The sequence below is a fragment of the Nonomuraea sp. NPDC050310 genome (assembly GCF_040655795.1).
Classification (GTDB): domain Bacteria; phylum Actinomycetota; class Actinomycetes; order Streptosporangiales; family Streptosporangiaceae; genus Nonomuraea.
On record NZ_JBFAKP010000010.1, the window covers coordinates 1 to 15,521 of the forward strand.

Here is a 15,521-nt window from a genome sequence, read left to right on the forward strand (position 1 = left end):
TCGCTGACCTTGATGTGCTTGAAGCTCATGCCGAACGGGTTCACCCAGAAGTGGTCGAGGTGCTCGGGGTCGCGGGCGGTGATGTGCCCGGCCACTCCCTCCTCGAAGCCGAACCTGCCGAACAGCCGCAACGCGGCCACCAGCCGCTCCTGGCGATGACGGCGCGTCTCCTCGACGGTGTCGAAGGTCTGCGGCAGGCGGAAGGTGAGCTGGTCGGCGGGGACGGGGTCGAGGTTCACGAGGCCTCCGGCGCGGAGTGGGCGGTTGCCGGTCACGGTACCCGAATCTTCTTCTGGTGTGGAGATCGTATCCCCGAGAGGGGGGCTATGACTCCGAACTCGGTCGTTGTTCTGGCCCAGGGTTACCGGTGGAGGCTTCAGGGAGTCGGATGCCGTGCGCTTGCAGCCGGGAGAGGATCAGTTCTCGGACTTCGCGTTCTTGCGCGGCGGCTTCGTGACGCCCGATGCGCTCGGCGGTTGCGGACCAGCGTTCGAGGACGTCGATCGTGAGCAGCCATTGGGCGATGGTGAGTTTGGGCTTCACGATCTCGTCCGGTGGTGGCCACGAGCCGGAGCCTGGAACGCCGGGCGCCCAGTGGGCAATCTGGTCCCAACCGGCCCTGCGGATGCTGCGGGCGAGGTCGGCCCGCTGGAGGTTGCCGTTCACCGTCTCGACGCTGGAGTCATTGTCCATGCTTCCGTCGATGAGTCCCCACTGGCGCAGAGGCATCGCGATGATCAGGCCGACACTCATGCCGGCATGGTGCCGAGATCACGAGGCGCGGTCAAGGCGATCAGTACGCCCCGGGTACGGCAGCGCCGAGGATCGGGCGGCGAAGGTGTGGTGGGTGAGCGCGGCGGCGGACCGTCGCGAACGTGTTCCCCTGCTCGAGGGTCTCTGATCGGCAGCGTAGAAGGCCTCGGAAATCTCCTGAAGTCGGGGCGTCAGCCCGCCCGGCGCCAGTAGGCGAGTTGCGCGCTCGTGCTTTTGACCACCTGCGGGATGGATTCAGGCTTTGGCCAGATCTGCAGCAGATAGCGATCTTCCGCTTCCGACTCCTCGTCCATGTTCACGGCGTGGTAGCGCAGCCGATACCACCCTGGTCCCGAGGGCAGCTCGGGCAGCTCGTGAACACTTTCCCCTCCCCACTCGCACAGCGAGACCCGTCCGGCCTCGGACCGGAAGCTGATCTCCACAATGTCCTCATACCCGTCGGTGTCCGCTCCCGGGTCGTGGTCGGCCACGGTCGCCGAGAAGCCAAGGGTGCCCGTGTGCGTGCCCGTGAGCAGGAGGGCGGCGCCGTCCTCCACGCGGATGATGCCGACGGGGTGATCGGGATGGTCATCGGCAAAGGTGGCGTAGCCCGGATTGTCGTCAGTGTCGTCGACGAGGTACGCCTGCCCGTAGTGGACCGAGAGGTCGAACGAGACGGTGCGAGTAGTGGTCATGGTCGGCAAGAGTATGATCATGTACTGAGATTTTCCGATCGATCCCGAGCTCAAGCGCTGTCTTGGTGCGGCCGTACTCGCCTTCGTACGAGCTTCTGGCTCGGTTGTCGATTCCTGCCACGGCTGCGCTCACGTGAGCAGCCGCAGGCCGACGTCTCGGCTGAGTGCGGGTGGTGGGGTGACCAACGCCGGCCGCCGGGGCCATGCCGTCAGTCACTTCCTCTGGCTTGAAGCGAGGCTCTTGACGAAATCAAATGAACGACTTTTTAATTCGGACATGGGCCGCATAGCCGGAGTGACCGCCGCGGAGACCCGCGAACGGCTGCTGCACGCCGCCGCCGATGCCTTCGCGACGCGGGGCTACGACGGCACGCGGGTGGCGGACATCGCGGCCGCGGCGGGGGTCAGCAACGGCGCGCTCTACGCCCACTTCGGCTCCAAGGCCGACCTGCTGGTGGCGGCGCTGCGGGCGCACGGGCCGCGGATGCTGGCCTGCCTGCTGGCCGCCGAGCCCGACCGGCCGATCACCGACCTGCTGCTGGAGGTCGGGCGCGGGCTGCCGCGGCGGCGCGAGCCGCTGGGCTACCTCATCGTCGAGGCGCTGGTGGCGGCCCGGCGGGACGAGGAGGTCGCCGGGCCGATGCGCGACTACGTGGGCGAGCGGGCCGGGTTCCTGTCCGGCCTGGTGGAGCTGGCCCAGCACAGCGACGAGATCGACGGGGGCCTGTCCCCCGCGGCTCTGGCGCACTTCTGCCTCGTGCTGACGATGGGCAGTGCGCTGCTTCCCTCCGACCTCCACCAGGTGGACGAGGAGGCCTGGTCGGCGTTGCTCGGCCGGGTCGTCGCCGCCCTCGCGCCACCCCGCGCCGACATCCCACAGAGCGGAGCCCAGCCGTGAGAGTGCAGATCAGCCCTGACCGCTGCCAGGGACACGGTCGTTGCTACGACCTGGTCCCCGGCCTGTTCACCGAGGACGAGGAGGGATACGGGCAGGTCGCCGGCGACGGCGCGGTCTCCGCCGAGCACGAACGCGAGGCCAGGCTGGCCTCCCAGAACTGCCCGGAACGCGCCATCGACCTGCTGCGGGAGGTGTGAGGTGACGACCGACGAGCGGTTCGTCCGCAGCCCGCGCGAGGGGATCGATCCGGAGACCCCGCTCGGTGTCCGCAACGAGATCGTCGTCGGGCCGGTCACCGACTGGGCCACCGACTTCTCGCACACCGAGCCGGAGTGGGCCGCCGACCCCTACCCGATCCAGGACGAGCTGCGCGAACGCTGCCCGATCGCGCACACGGAACGGTTCGGCGGCGGCTGGCTGCCCACCCGCTACGAGGACGTCGCGGCCATCGCCTACGACACCGAGCGCTTCTCCTCCCGCGCGGTCGTCATGGCCAACTTCCGGCCGCCCAAGGAGACCGCCCCGGTCGGCGGGGTGCCGCCGATCTCCTCCGACCCGCCCTTCCACCACGACGCGCGCAAGCTGCTGCTGCCCGCCTTCACCAAGACCGCGGTCAGCCGGCGCGAGGCCGCCACCCGGGCGCTCTGCCACGAGCTGATCGACGCGCTGGCCGGGCAGGACGTGGTCGAGGCCGCGCACGACTACGCCCAGCACATCCCGATGCGGGTCATCGCCGACATGCTCGGCTTCCCGCCCGAGGACGGGCGCAAGTTCCGCGGCTTCATCGAGGGTGCGCTGGAGGGCGTCAACCTGCCGCCGGAACAGCGCATGGCCAACATGGACGCGTTGTTCGACTACCTGCTCGACCAGATCCACGACCACCTGGAACGGCCGCGCGACGACCTGACGACCTACCTGATCAACGCCGAGCTCTACGGCCAGAAGCTCACCTCCGGGCACGTGGCGGGCACCATCGCGCTGCTGCTCATCGCCGGCATCGACACCACGTGGAGCGCCATCGGAGCCTCGCTGTGGCACCTGGCCAAGACGCCCGCCGACCGGCGGCGGCTGGTCGCCGAGCCGGAGCTGCTGCCGACCGCGATGGAGGAGTTCCTGCGCGCCTACGCGCCGGTCACCATGGCCCGGCTGGTCAAGGAGGACACCAGCTTCAACGGCGTGGAGATGCGCGCCGAGGACTGGATCCTGCTCTCCTTCCCCGCGGCCAACCGCGACCCGGCGCACTTCGACCGGGCCGGTGAGGTGGTCATCGACCGGGAGGTCAACCGGCACGTCGCCTTCGGCCTCGGCATCCACCGCTGCGTCGGCTCGCACCTGGCGCGGATGGAGCTGCGGGTGGCGCTGGAGGTGTGGCTGGAGCGGTTCCCTGAGTTCTCGCTGGCCGATCCGGAGGCCGTCACCTGGGCCACCGGCCAGGTCCGCGGCCCCCGCACCCTGCCCCTCCGCGTCACCCCCGCCGCTCGCTGAGGGTCGGGCGCCTCAGGGTCACCCCCGCTGTTCGTTGAGGGGCGGGCTCCTCCGCGAGGAGGAGCCCGCCCCTTCGACCGGCCGGACCGGGACCGTTCCCCGGCACGACCCCGCCGCCGGATCCCGCCCGTAGCGTCGATCCCATGATCCGCCCCGCCCTCGCCCTGTGCGCCACCCTGACCACCACCACCGTCTCCCCCACCCCCACCCTCGCCGCCGACCTGGACCACATCCGCCGCGCCGGCGCCCTCGCCGTGATCGCCGAGGTACGGCAAGGCGACCGGATCCAGCGAGCGGCCACCGGCCGGACCAAGCTCGGCTCGCCCGCCACCCCGACCGGCCGCGAGCACTTCCGCGCCGGCAGCATCGTCAAGTCGTTCGTCGCCACCGTGATCCTGCAGCTGGTCGGCGAGGGCCGGCTCGCCCTCGACGACACGGTCGCCACCGTCCTGGAGCTGGGCGAGGACCGCGTCGAGCTGGCGTCGCGGGTGACCGTACGGCATCTGCTGACCCACAGCAGCGGCGTGCCCGAGTACCTGCCGGACGGCGAGATCCCGGGCGGCACGCTCGCCTCCCGCTTCCGCACCTGGGACCCGCGCGAGCTGGTCGCCCTGTCCCGCCGCCACGAGCGGCCCTTCGAGCCGGGGGCGGCCCAGGCCTACTCGAACACGAACTACGTCCTGCTCGGCATGATGATCGAGCGGGTGACCGGCCGCGACTTCGGCGAGGAGATCCGGCGGCGCATCGTGGTCCCGCTCGGGCTGAAGGACACCGAGGTGCCGGGCGCCCGCACCACCATCAGAGGCCCCCACCTGCACGGCTACCTCGACGGTTCGGTTGACGTGAGCAGGTTCAACCTGACCGTGGCCGCGGCGTCGGGCAACCTGAACTCCACCACCGCCGACCTCAACCGCTTCTACCGCGCCCTGCTGACCGGCCGGCTGCTCCCGCCCGCGCTGCTCCGGCTGATGACCACCGGCCAGGAGTACGGCATGGGACTCGGGCTCAAGCAGACGCCCTGCGGCCTGGTCGTGGGCCACACCGGCACCGCGTTCGGCTACCAGACCATGTCCTTCCACCTGGCCGACGGCAGCCGGCAGGCGTCGATCTCCTACACCCCGCGCACCGGGCGCGAGCTGGCCGCGACCAACGAGGTGCTGTGGCGGCGGCTCTGCCCCAGCGTGAAGCCCTGATTTCACGGGATTTCTCAGCATTTTCCGGGGTAGCGACGGCGGATGCGGCTCGACGTCAACCTCCTGGACTACGCGCTCATCGCGATCTACTTCGCGACCGTCCTGGGCATCGGGTTCGCGGCACGCAAGGCGATCACCACGAGGGACGACTTCTTCCTGGCCGGACGCGGCCTGCCGGCCTGGGTGACCGGCCTGGCGTTCGTCTCGGCCAACCTCGGCGCGATCGAGATCCTCGGCATGGCCGCGAACGGCGCGCAGTACGGCGCCATGACCGTCCACTACTACTGGGTGGGCGCCATCCCCGCCATGGTCTTCCTCGGCGTCGTGATGATGCCCTTCTACTACCGCTCGCGGGTGCGCAGCGTGCCGGAGTTCCTGCGGCGGCGCTTCAACCCCTCCACGCAGTTGCTCAACGCGCTCACCTTCGCCACCGCGCAGATCCTGATCGCCGGGGTCAACCTGTACGCGCTGGCCCTGGTGATGGAGGCGCTGCTGGGCTGGCCGCTGCCGGTCTCGGTGGTGGTCTCGGCGCTGATCGTGCTGGCCTACATCACCCTGGGCGGGCTGTCCGGCGCGATCTACAACGAGGTGCTGCAGTTCTTCGTGATCCTCGCCGGGCTGATCCCGCTGACCGTGCTCGGGCTGATCAAGGTGGGCGGCCTCGGCGGCCTGGCCGACCGGGTACGGCAGAGCGCGCTCGGCGAGGGCGGCCTGCACACCTGGTCGCACACGGCCAGCGACAACCCGATGGCCGCGCACTGGATCGGCATCGTCTTCGGCCTGGGGTTCGTGCTGAGCTTCGGCTACTGGACGACCAACTTCGCCGAGGTGCAGCGGGCGCTGTCGGCGCGCAACACCAACGCCGCCCGGCTGACCCCGATCGTGGCGGCCTACCCGAAGATCTTCATCCCGCTGATCACCGTCATCCCCGGCCTGATCGCCCTGGTGCTCTTCAGCGACCTGGGCGGCAAGCACGACTACAACGACGCCATCCCGCTGCTCATGGCCGACCTGCTGCCCAACGGCGTGCTCGGCGTGGCGGTCACCGGCCTGCTGGCCTCGTTCATGGCGGGCATGGCGGCCAACATCTCGGGGTTCAACACGGTCTTCACCAACGACCTGTGGGGCGCGCACATCGCCAAGGACCGCGACGACGCCTACTACGTGCGGGTGGGCCGGATCGCGACGGTCGCGGGGGTGCTGCTCGGCGTCGGGACCGCCTTCATCGCGGCGGGCTACTCCAACATCATGGAGTACCTGCAGGCGTTGTTCTCCTTCTTCAACGCCCCGCTGTTCGCCACCTTCCTGCTGGGCCTGTTCTGGAAGCGCATGACGCCGTGGGCGGGATTCTGGGGGCTGCTGGCCGGCACGCTGGCCGCCTTCGCCTCCTACATCCTCTACAAGACCGGCGTCCTGGACTTCGGCACCGAGCTGAACGCCAGCTTCTGGGGCGCGGGCACCGCGTTCGTGGTCGACCTGCTGGTGTCGGCCGTGGTCACGCTGGTCACCACGCCCAAGCCCGCCGAAGAGCTGCGCGGCCTGGTCTACGGGCTGACCGTGGACCTGGAGGACGACACGCTCTCCGGCGACGAGCGCTGGTACCGCTCCCCGCTGATCCTCGGGATCGGCGCCCTCATCCTGGCGGCCGCGATGTACGGAGTGATCATTTGATGGACATCAGACAGGTCATCGGCGGGCTGTTCCTGCTCTACGGCGTCATCCTCGTCGTGACCGGCGCGGTCGGCGGCGAGGCGGTCAACCTGTGGACGGGGCTGGCCATGGGCGTGTTCGGCGCGGCCTTCCTGCTGTGGGTACGGCTCCGCCGTACCGGGGACGAGCCCTAGTAGTCGACCTCGAAGGTGTGCTCGCCCAGCCGGTAGCCGTCGCCGCTGGGCACGAGCGCGCCGAGCGCCACCAGCTTGGCCAGGCTTCGCCGTACTCCCGGGTCGGTGAAGCCGGTCAGCCGGGTGACGGTGGCCGGGTCGGTGGACTCGCCGGCGGTCGCCCGGGCGGCCACGGCCTCGTAGACGTGCAGATCAGCGTCGGACATCGCCTGGACGTCGTGGTCCTTCATCGCTTCCTCGCCCCTTCGCGCAGCCGCTCCGGATCGACCTCGCGTTCGGGGTGGCGGCGCAGGTATTCGCTCTCCAGCTCGGCCGTGCGCGAGGTGTGCCGCGCCAGCGCCTCGTCGGAGCCGTGCAGGAACGCGTCGGTGCGCGTGGTGTGCAGGTGACGCAGTTCCCGGCGCAGGTCTTCCTCGGTCAGGTCGCGCGGGTCGATTCCCATCTCTGTCATGAATCAGCCTCTACCCAGGAATCCCCGACACTTGCTCGTCATATTTCCTGACAAATGTGTCACACTCCGCATATGGACCTCGAGCTCCGGCACCTCAGGATCGTCCGGGCGGTCGCGGACGCGGGAAGTGTCAGTAAGGCGGCGACCCGGCTGGGGCTGGCACAGCCGGCGTTGACCGCGCAGCTCAAGCGCATCGAACGCCTCCTCGGCGGCCCCCTGTTCGAGCGCGACCGCACCGGCGCGCGCCCCACCCCCCTCGGCGAGCTGGTCCTCGACCGCGCCCGAGTACTCCTGCCCGCGGCGAAGGAACTGCAGGAGGAGGCGGTGCGCTTCGCCAACGGCCCGACCACGCGCTTCCGCATCGGCGCCACCAGCGGGGCGATCCTCGGCGGCCTGGTCGAACGGCTGACCGCGCACGGCCCCGTCCGCACCTGCACCTCGTGGTCGGCGCGCGAGCTGGCCACCATGACCGAACTCGGACGCCTGGACTACGCCCTGGTCGGCGTGTGCGGCGACAGCGGCCCGCCGGGCGACTCGATCAGCTGGACCACGATCGGCGTCGACCCGGTGTTCGTGCTGCTCGGCCTGGGCCACCGATTATCCGGGGAGAAGGAGCTCGACCTGGCCGAACTGGCCGAGGAGAGCTGGGCGGTCAACCCGGGCGACGGCTGCTTCGGCGACTGCTTCGCCACCGCGTGCACCCGCGCGGGCTTCACGCCGGGCACGATCTACGAGACCGACGTGGCCACCTGCGTGCACCTGGCCCGCATCGGCCGCGCCGCGATCCTGTGCCAGGCCACCCACCAGCCGGCCCCCGGACTGGTGATGATCCCGCTGCGTGGGGCGCCGCTGCGCTGGCGGCACGTGCTCGGCTGGCACCCGGCCACCCCCGGGGCCTCCTGGGTGCTGGCCCAGGCCAGGCAGGCGCACGCCGAAGCGGTACGGCAGAGCCCCGTCTACGACGCGTGGCTGGCCCATAACCCCGCGATAGGGGCGAAATGGTAGCTCCTCGACTGCTGGACCCGCCGTTACGTTGACGGCACCCCCAGCCAGCAAGGAGAGACCATGCGACGCATCATCGCGCTGCTCTCGCTCGGCGCGCTCGCCATCCCCCTGAGCGCGGTCCCCGCCCACGCGGCCCCGTCCGCGGCCGATCCCCCGCCCGGAATGGTGGACGCGATCGAACGCGACCTCGGCATCACCGAGGCCCAGGCGATCAAGCGCCTGGCCAACGAGGCCCGCGGCAACGCCCTGGCGCCCTCGCTCGGCAAGCGGCTCGGCGCCGACTACGCCGGGGCCTGGTACGAGGGCGCCGAGAGCACCCTCGTCGTGGCCACCGTCAACGCCGCCCACACCAGGACGATCCGCCGGGCCGGCGCGGAGGCGCGGGTCGTCACCCGCTCCCTCGCCCAGCTCGACGCCCTCAAGGCCGCCCTCGACCAGGCGCCCCGCCCCGCCTCGACCATCCACGGCTGGGGCGTCTCCCCGCAGGACAACGCGGTCGTCCTGCACGCCTCCGACCCCGCCGCCGCGCAGGCCTGGGCCGGCGGGCGCGACGGCATCAAGATCGTCGCCTCGGCGGAGCAGCCCAAGCCGTACGCCGACATCCGCGGCGGCGACGCCTACTACATCCCCGCGGCGGGCTACCGCTGCTCGGTCGGCTTCGCGGCCCGCCGTACCAGCGACAACGCCCTCGGCTTCGCCACCGCCGGCCACTGCGGCGACGTCGGCCAGGCCACCAACGGCGTCAACCAGCAGGCCCAGGGCACCTTCCGCGTCTCGTCCTTCCCCGGCGACGACTACGCCTGGGTCGAGACCAACTCGAGCTGGACCGCGCCCGGCGTGGTCAACGGCTACAGCGCCGGCATCCTGCCGGTGCGCGGCTCGGCCGTCACCCAGCCGCAGGGCGCGGTCTGCCGCTCCGGCTCCACCACGCAGTGGCACTGCGGCACGGTCACCTCGCTCAACCAGACCGTCAACTACCCCGAGGGCACCGTCTCCGGCCTGACCCGCACCACGGTCTGCGCCGAAGGCGGCGACTCCGGCGGCGCGTTCATCAGCGGCGACCAGGCGCAGGGCATGACCTCCGGCGGCTCGGGCAACTGCAGCTCCGGCGGCACCACCTACTTCCAGCCGCTCGGCGAACTGCTCAACCGGGGCTACAGCCTGGTCCTGTACGGCGGAGGCCCGCCGCCCACCGGCTGCCAGAACTCCCCCGACCGCTACACCGGCTCGCTCACCTCCGGGCAGAGCGTCTACCAGCCCAACGGCTCCTACTACCACGCCGCGGCCTCCGGCACCCACGCCGGCTGCCTCGACGGGCCCGACGGCGCCGACTTCGACCTCTACCTGCAGAAGTGGAACGGCTCGTCCTGGGCGGTCGTCGCGCGCGGCGACAGCGCCAACCCCGACGAGACGATCAGCTACAACGGCACCTCCGGCTACTACCGGTACCGCGTGCACTCCTACAGCGGCTCCGGCTCCTACACCCTGGGCATCACGCGCCCCTGACCCGCTAGATCCTCCGGGCCCCGCCGCGATCGGCGGGGCCCGTTTTGCGGGTGATTCCGGGGCGAAGGTGGTGATCGTTGGTGTATAACCACGCTGACGCTGACCACCGGTGAGGGCAGGGGAACGACGACGTGACACTGTCGTGGGCGGAACTGCCCGTCGGCCGCGCCGTGCGGCTGACCGGCGGGGACGCCGACGCCCTCGCGCTCGCGGTGAACCCGCTGCCCGACCGCTCCCCCGCCATCGCCGTCCTGGCCCCGCCCGGTCCCGACCTCATCGACACCGCGCTGGCCGAGATCGAGCGGGCCTGCCTGGCGCTGTTCCCGGCGTGGTTACCGGGCGCCGAGGGGTTACGCGGCTCGGGCGGGGCTGGGCCGGCCGCGGCGCGCTCGCTCGCCCTGGAGCTGTCCCGGCGGACCAGCCACTTCGGGCCCTGGCTCGGCGACCTGGCCGAACGTGCCCTCACCGGCGGGCCCGGCCGCCGCTTCCCGGTCGAGACGCGGGCCGCCGGGCTGGCCAAGGTGCTCGCCGCCAGCTACGGGCGCAAGGCCGCCGCCCTGCTGGTGCGGGTGCCGCCGGGGCTCAGCCCGTCCGATGAGCACCGGCTGGTGTCGGGCGCCTCGTGGCTGGCGCAGCGGGGGCGGTTCGGGGTCTGGCTCGCCGGCGCTGAGCTGCGGGAGGCGGTCGAGCGCGCACCCGTTGGAACGTTGGAACCCTCGACCGGAACCGGGCCTCCGGACTCGGGAGTCCCCGGCCTGTTCCCCGCGCTCACCTACCCCGCGGTCGCCGGTCGGCCGCACCCGGGCAGCGCCGCCGAGCGCGCCCTCGAAGCGGCCCTGGCCACCCGCCCCTGGGCCGAGGGCCGCGAGTGGAACCGCCGCTACCACCCAGCCCCGCTGCGCGAGCCGATCCACCCCGACCTGCTGTGGCCCGCCGAGCGGTGCATCGTCGAGATCGACGGCCCCGACCACCGGGGCGCCGCCAAGTTCGCCCGCGACCGCCGCCGCGACGTCCTGCTCCAGCTCGACGGCTTCGCCGTCCTCCGCTTCACCAACCACGACGTGCTCACCGACGTGGCCACCGTTCTCGCCCAGATCGCGACACTCCTCCACACCCGCAGAAGAGGCTGACCCCATGACGCTCACCCTCCCCCAGCTCGGCGCCCTGCTGATGCTCATGGCCGAGACCGGCGAGGCCGACAACACCCTGCTCAAGGAGCGGTACGGCGCCGCCATCGACGGCAAGGTCCGGACCACGCTCAACGAGGCCAAGCTCGTCGAGAGCGAGAAGGACGGGCGGGTCTTCCGCCACGTCCTGACCGACTCCGGCTGGGCCCGCGCCGGCGAGGAACTGCGGGCGGGCATCCCGCTGCGGACCGGCGGGGCGGTGATCGCGCGGGTCATGCTCGCCTGGCTCACCACCTCCCTGCGCCGCGGCGACCGCAGCCTGGCCGAGATCTTCGCCCCCGACCTCCTCACCCCGGCCCCCGCGCCCGGCGTTGCGGAGCCCCCGCTGCCGGAGGCCCCGGCCGCGGCTTCAGAAGGCTCGACTCCCGAGGATCGCGTCCGCCAGGCCTACGCCGCCCTCGCTCCCGCCCCCGGCGACTGGGTCCGCCTGGCCGACCTCCGCCCGCTGCTCAGCGACCTGCCCCGCGAGGCCGTCGACACCGCCCTGACCGCCATCAACCGCTCCGACGGCGCGCTCATCCCCGAAGGCAACCAGAAGTCCCTCACCCCCGCCGACGAGGCCGCCGCGCTCACCCTCGGCAACCAGGCCAAGCACCTGCTGGCGATCGGCGTCTGATGCACGACCTCGACGCGCTCGCCGCGCTCCGGCTCCATCCGGTCGAGGTGGCCGACGACGTCTGGCGGCCCTCCCCCTTCCACGTCGACGACCTCTACCCGAACATCGAACGCGTCCTGCGCGCCGCCCTCACCGAGACCCGCACCGACGGCAACCCGGTCGGCCTGGCCGTACGCGGCATCCGGGGCACCGGCAAGACCCACCTGCTCGGCTGGCTGCGCGAGCAGGTCATGCGCGACGGCGGCTACTTCTTCCTGTTCAGCCTCCTGGACGCCAAGGGCTTCTGGGAGAGCGCGGTCGTCTCCATGCTCGACGGCCTGGCCCGGCCCGGGCCCGAGGGGCAGACCCAGCTCCGCGTCCTGCTGTCCCGGCTGGCCCACGAGGTGAACCTGCCGCGGATGAAGCGCCGCGAGGCCGCCGGCCGCTCGCCCCTGTCCCGCGAGACCCTGGACCTGTTCGTGGAGGAGGTACGGCGACGCCACCCGAAGGCCGGGCGCGAGTGCCGCGACGTCCTCCGGGCGCTGGTGCTGCTGGCCGGGCCCGACCTCGGGCTGCAGGACATCGGCGAGGCCTACCTCACCTGCGTCCCCGAGGGCCACCCGGGCGAGCGCGCCCACTGGGGCCTCGGGCCCGCGGTCCCCTCCCCTCAGGAGATCGTCCGGCACCTGTCGCTCGTGCTCTCCCTCACCGGGCACAGCGTCATCGCCGTGGACCAGGTCGACACCCTGATCGCCCAGTCCGGCCTGAACACCGCCGGCGAGGAGACCATCTCCTGGAACGACAAGCTCGTCGTCGAGCGGGTCGGGGGCGGGCTCATGACGTTGCGCGAGTCCACCTTCCGCACCCTCACCGTGCTGAGCTGCCTGCCCGCCTCCTGGGCGATGATCAAGAAGGTCGCCACCGACTCGGTCCAGGACCGCTTCCGCGAGGTGCCGCTCCTGCACACCACCCTCCACCGCGACCTGGCCCAGAACCTGGTCGAGCGCCGCTTCACCGGCCGCTTCGCGGAGATCGGGTTCGCTCCGCCGTACCCCACCTGGCCGGTCTTGCCGGCCTTCTTCGACCGGGTCACCGACTTCACCCCGCGCGAGCTGCTGCTGGAGATCGACCGGCACGTGCAGGCGTGCCTGGCCGAAGGCGTCGTGCGCGGACTCGACGGCTCCGGCCGGGTCCCGGTCACGCCCGTCGCCCCCGCGCCCGGCGACCACGACGAGCTCGACGCCCGCTTCGCCGCGTTGCTGGCCCGCGGCGACCTGGGACTCCGCCTCGACGCCGACTCCGAGGACGAGGTCATCCCGCCGCTGCTCGACGCCGGACTGTCCGCCTGGATCATGGAGCAGGGCGAGGCCGGACGCCGCTACTCCCGCGACGCCGCCCCCAGCTCCCGCCCGCCCCTGCACGCCCGGCTGCGCGAGGTCCTGGACGACGCCACCGGCGACGAGATCCACTGGGCCTTCCGTGCCATCGGCGCCAAGCACCACAACGCCGTCCTGGCCCGGCTGCGTGCCGCCTCCGTCGCCGCCGGCCTCGACGCCGCCACCCCCAAGCGGCGGCTGTTCGTCCTGCGCAACTCCGCCTGGCCCAGCGGTCCGATCACCCGGCTCACCGTCGAGGCCTTCGAGGAGGCAGGCGGCCGGGTCCTGCCCCTCGCCTCGGACGACCTCCACCTCCTGGCCGCCCTTCGCGACCTCCTCGCCGCCAACCCGCCTGGCCTGCCCACCTGGCTAGCCACCCGCCGCCCCACCCAGGGCCTCAAACTCCTCACCACCACCCTCACCCCTCCCCCGGCCCCAACCCCCACTGTCTTTGGAAGCCACCCCACCCCGGCCCCCACCGTCCTTCTCGGCCACCCCAGCCAGAACGGCCAGTCGGCTGGCCCCACGACCCCAGCCGGTACGGCGGGCCACCCCCAAATCCCTCTGGGCCACGACACCACCAACGAAACCCCCCTCCACCTCGACCTAGAAGCCCTCCGCAAACACGTCGCCGTCTTCGCCGGCTCCGGCTCAGGCAAAACGGTCCTGATCCGCCGCCTGATCGAGGAATGCGCCCTCAAGGGCGTCTCCGCCATAGTCCTCGACCCCAACAACGACCTGGCCCGGCTGGGCGACCCCTGGCCGGACCCCCACCCCGAGCCCACCCGAGCCGAGGCCTACCTCGCCAATACCGAGGTGGTGATCTGGACCCCCCGCCGAGACAGCGGCCGCCCCCTGGCCTTCCACCCCCTCCCCGACTTCACCGCCGTAGCCGACGACCCGGACGAATACGACCAGGCCGTCGAATCCGCCCTGGCCGCCCTGATCCCGCACGCCCGCCTCACCGCCCGCACCGTCAAGGCCCACCGAGGCCAGGCCGTCCTCCGCGAGGCCCTCGACTGGTACGGCAAGCGCAGCCGTACCGCCCGCCCAGACCTCAAGGGCCTGATCGCCCTGCTCGGCGACCTCCCCGACGGCGTCAGCCGCCTGGACAACGCCCACCGCATAGCCGCCGACCTCGGCGAGAGCCTCAAGGCCGCGATGGTGATCGACCCCTTGTTCGGCGGTGCCGGTGAACCCGCCGACCCGGGCGTCCTGCTCACCCCTGCCCCCGGCCGCCGAGCCCGCGTCTCGGTGATCAGCTTCGTCGGCCTCCAGGCGGACGACCAGCGCCAGAGCTTCGTCAACCAGCTCCAGATGGCGCTCTTCGCCTGGATCAAGAAGCACCCGGCCGGCGACCGCCCCCTCGGCGGCCTGTTCGTCATGGACGAGGCCCAGACCTTCGCCCCCTCCGGCGCCCTGACCCCCTGCACCCAGAGCACCCTCGCCCTGGCCTCGCAGGCCCGTAAGTACGGCCTGGGCCTGGTCTTCGCCACCCAGGCTCCGCGCGGTCTGCACAACCGCATCCCCGGCAACTGCGCCACCCAGTTCTTCGGCCTGCTCAACGCCCCGGCCCAGATCGCCGCCGCCCGCGAACTCGCCGCCGCCAAGGGCAGCGCGGTGGAGGACATCGCGCGCCTCCGCACCGGCCAGTTCTACGCCTCGGCCGAGGGCGACCCCTTCGTCAAGATCCAGACCCCCCTCTGCCTGTCCCACCACCCCCGCGCCCCACTCTCGACCGAGGAGGTCCTGCTACGAGCCCGAAGCACGACGTGACCCCTCACGACTGGACACCCGATCCCAACCCCCCCGTCGTCGCGCCCAGACGAGGCACGACTTCGCCGTCTCGTTTGCTCTCAAGTTGTGGGAGACTCCATGATTGCGGGGCGGTAGCTCAGCCGGTTAGAGCATCGGACTCATAATCCGTGGGTCGTGGGTTCAAGTCCCACCCGCCCTACCACTATTCACCTCAGATCATGCTGCTGAGCAGGGGTTTCACCTCACGGCGAGCTGAGCTCCGCCTGCAGCCGCATGCCACCCTTCCCGGAATATCCGGGGAATGGATCTTGGGGCGTTTCCCGGGTGAAGTGGCAATTCGGATGCGTTGTTTGCAGATTCCGCGACAACGACCAAGGACCTCGAGGCGTCCCGGGGTCCTTGTGGGCGCGACTCTGTCACGCAACGTCAAGGCGGCGCCGCGGCCCGCCGTACAGCGGTTGGTCGCTTGCCCGTCGACTGCCAGGCCCGCCGCACCAAGCGACCTCGCCGACCCCGGCGCCACGCCGCCGGGCGGATACAGCCCTACGATCGGCCCGTCCGAGCTGGCTTCCGTTGTTGCTCAGGGTTCCTTCCTCACCCCCAGCAAGTGGGCGAGCCATAGAGGACATGCTGAGGCGCCGGCGAGCACCGCGCCAGATTGTCCTTGGGCTTGGCGACGGAGCCGAAGCGGCGGTGCACGCCACGCTCGACAGCAGCGAGCGCATGGGCATACGCCGCTCGATCCTCGCTCTCAGCCCTGTCCGGCGGGCCGCGA

General features: G+C 71.5%; 16 protein-coding genes and 1 tRNA gene. 12 read left to right on the forward strand and 5 right to left on the reverse strand.

From position 1 onward, the window contains the following. From AB0I67_RS23085 to AB0I67_RS23095, 3 genes are all read right to left on the reverse strand, one after another. Positions 1-239: class II aldolase/adducin family protein (locus AB0I67_RS23085; RefSeq protein ID WP_357927033.1), on the reverse strand; the 239-nt coding region annotated here is incomplete at its 3' end. 85 nt (positions 240-324) lie between these two features. Next, positions 325-753, reverse strand: coding sequence for a hypothetical protein (locus tag AB0I67_RS23090; protein WP_357927036.1), 429 nt, complete (start codon positions 751-753; stop codon positions 325-327). Between the two features lie 191 nt (positions 754-944). Continuing rightward, positions 945-1,448, reverse strand: coding sequence for a hypothetical protein (locus AB0I67_RS23095; protein ID WP_357927039.1), 504 nt, complete (start codon positions 1,446-1,448; stop codon positions 945-947). Positions 1,449-1,725: 277 nt separating this feature from the next. Here AB0I67_RS23095 and AB0I67_RS23100 point away from each other — a divergent pair, with 277 nt between their 5' ends. The 6 genes from AB0I67_RS23100 to AB0I67_RS23125 all read left to right on the forward strand — a co-directional run bounded on the left by AB0I67_RS23100 (position 1,726) and on the right by AB0I67_RS23125 (position 6,868). Further along, entirely contained in the window at positions 1,726-2,346 is a 621-nt protein-coding gene (locus AB0I67_RS23100; protein WP_357927042.1) for a helix-turn-helix domain-containing protein, read from the forward strand. After that, positions 2,343-2,543 (forward strand): ferredoxin, encoded by a 201-nt coding sequence (locus AB0I67_RS23105; RefSeq protein ID WP_357927044.1) that lies wholly within the window; start codon positions 2,343-2,345, stop codon positions 2,541-2,543. The genes AB0I67_RS23100 and AB0I67_RS23105 overlap by 4 nt, the downstream gene beginning before the upstream one ends. 1 nt (position 2,544) lies before the next feature. Beyond that, positions 2,545-3,831, forward strand: a complete 1,287-nt coding sequence (locus AB0I67_RS23110) for a cytochrome P450 (protein WP_357927047.1) — start codon at positions 2,545-2,547, stop codon at positions 3,829-3,831. Positions 3,832-3,974: 143 nt separating this feature from the next. Beyond that, on the forward strand, positions 3,975-5,024 hold the full coding sequence (locus tag AB0I67_RS23115; RefSeq protein WP_357927049.1) for a serine hydrolase domain-containing protein: 1,050 nt from the start codon (positions 3,975-3,977) through the stop codon (positions 5,022-5,024). Positions 5,025-5,066: 42 nt separating this feature from the next. After that, entirely contained in the window at positions 5,067-6,695 is a 1,629-nt protein-coding gene (locus tag AB0I67_RS23120) for a sodium:solute symporter family protein (RefSeq protein ID WP_357927051.1), read from the forward strand. After that, positions 6,695-6,868, forward strand: a complete 174-nt coding sequence (locus AB0I67_RS23125; protein WP_357927054.1) for a hypothetical protein — start codon at positions 6,695-6,697, stop codon at positions 6,866-6,868. Before AB0I67_RS23120 ends, AB0I67_RS23125 begins: the two co-directional genes overlap by 1 nt. Here the strand turns inward: AB0I67_RS23125 and AB0I67_RS23130 are convergent. After that, positions 6,865-7,098 carry a hypothetical protein gene (locus tag AB0I67_RS23130; RefSeq protein ID WP_357927057.1) on the reverse strand — a complete coding sequence of 78 codons (234 nt, stop codon included), beginning with the start codon at positions 7,096-7,098 and terminating at the stop codon, positions 6,865-6,867. The two genes, AB0I67_RS23125 and AB0I67_RS23130, sit on opposite strands and share 4 nt — an antisense overlap. Further along, positions 7,095-7,319 (reverse strand): DUF6158 family protein, encoded by a 225-nt coding sequence (locus AB0I67_RS23135; protein ID WP_357927060.1) that lies wholly within the window; start codon positions 7,317-7,319, stop codon positions 7,095-7,097. Before AB0I67_RS23135 ends, AB0I67_RS23130 begins: the two co-directional genes overlap by 4 nt. A gap of 72 nt (positions 7,320-7,391) precedes the next feature. On the opposite strand from AB0I67_RS23135, the gene AB0I67_RS23140 reads away from it, so the two are divergent. From AB0I67_RS23140 to AB0I67_RS23165, 6 genes are all read left to right on the forward strand, one after another. Further along, a complete protein-coding gene (locus tag AB0I67_RS23140) occupies positions 7,392-8,324 on the forward strand; it encodes a LysR family transcriptional regulator (RefSeq protein ID WP_357927062.1) in 933 nt (310 codons plus the stop codon). 60 nt (positions 8,325-8,384) lie between these two features. After that, positions 8,385-9,830: a S1 family peptidase gene (locus AB0I67_RS23145; RefSeq protein ID WP_357927065.1), complete on the forward strand. Its 1,446-nt coding sequence runs from the start codon at positions 8,385-8,387 to the stop codon at positions 9,828-9,830. A gap of 131 nt (positions 9,831-9,961) precedes the next feature. Beyond that, a complete protein-coding gene (locus AB0I67_RS23150; RefSeq protein ID WP_357927068.1) occupies positions 9,962-10,960 on the forward strand; it encodes a DUF559 domain-containing protein in 999 nt (332 codons plus the stop codon). 4 nt (positions 10,961-10,964) lie between these two features. Further along, positions 10,965-11,633, forward strand: a complete 669-nt coding sequence (locus tag AB0I67_RS23155) for a hypothetical protein (RefSeq protein ID WP_357927071.1) — start codon at positions 10,965-10,967, stop codon at positions 11,631-11,633. After that, entirely contained in the window at positions 11,633-14,764 is a 3,132-nt protein-coding gene (locus AB0I67_RS23160) for an ATP-binding protein (protein WP_357927074.1), read from the forward strand. Before AB0I67_RS23155 ends, AB0I67_RS23160 begins: the two co-directional genes overlap by 1 nt. A gap of 107 nt (positions 14,765-14,871) precedes the next feature. Next, positions 14,872-14,948 (forward strand) — tRNA-Ile (locus AB0I67_RS23165). The last annotated feature ends 573 nt before the right edge of the window (positions 14,949-15,521 follow it).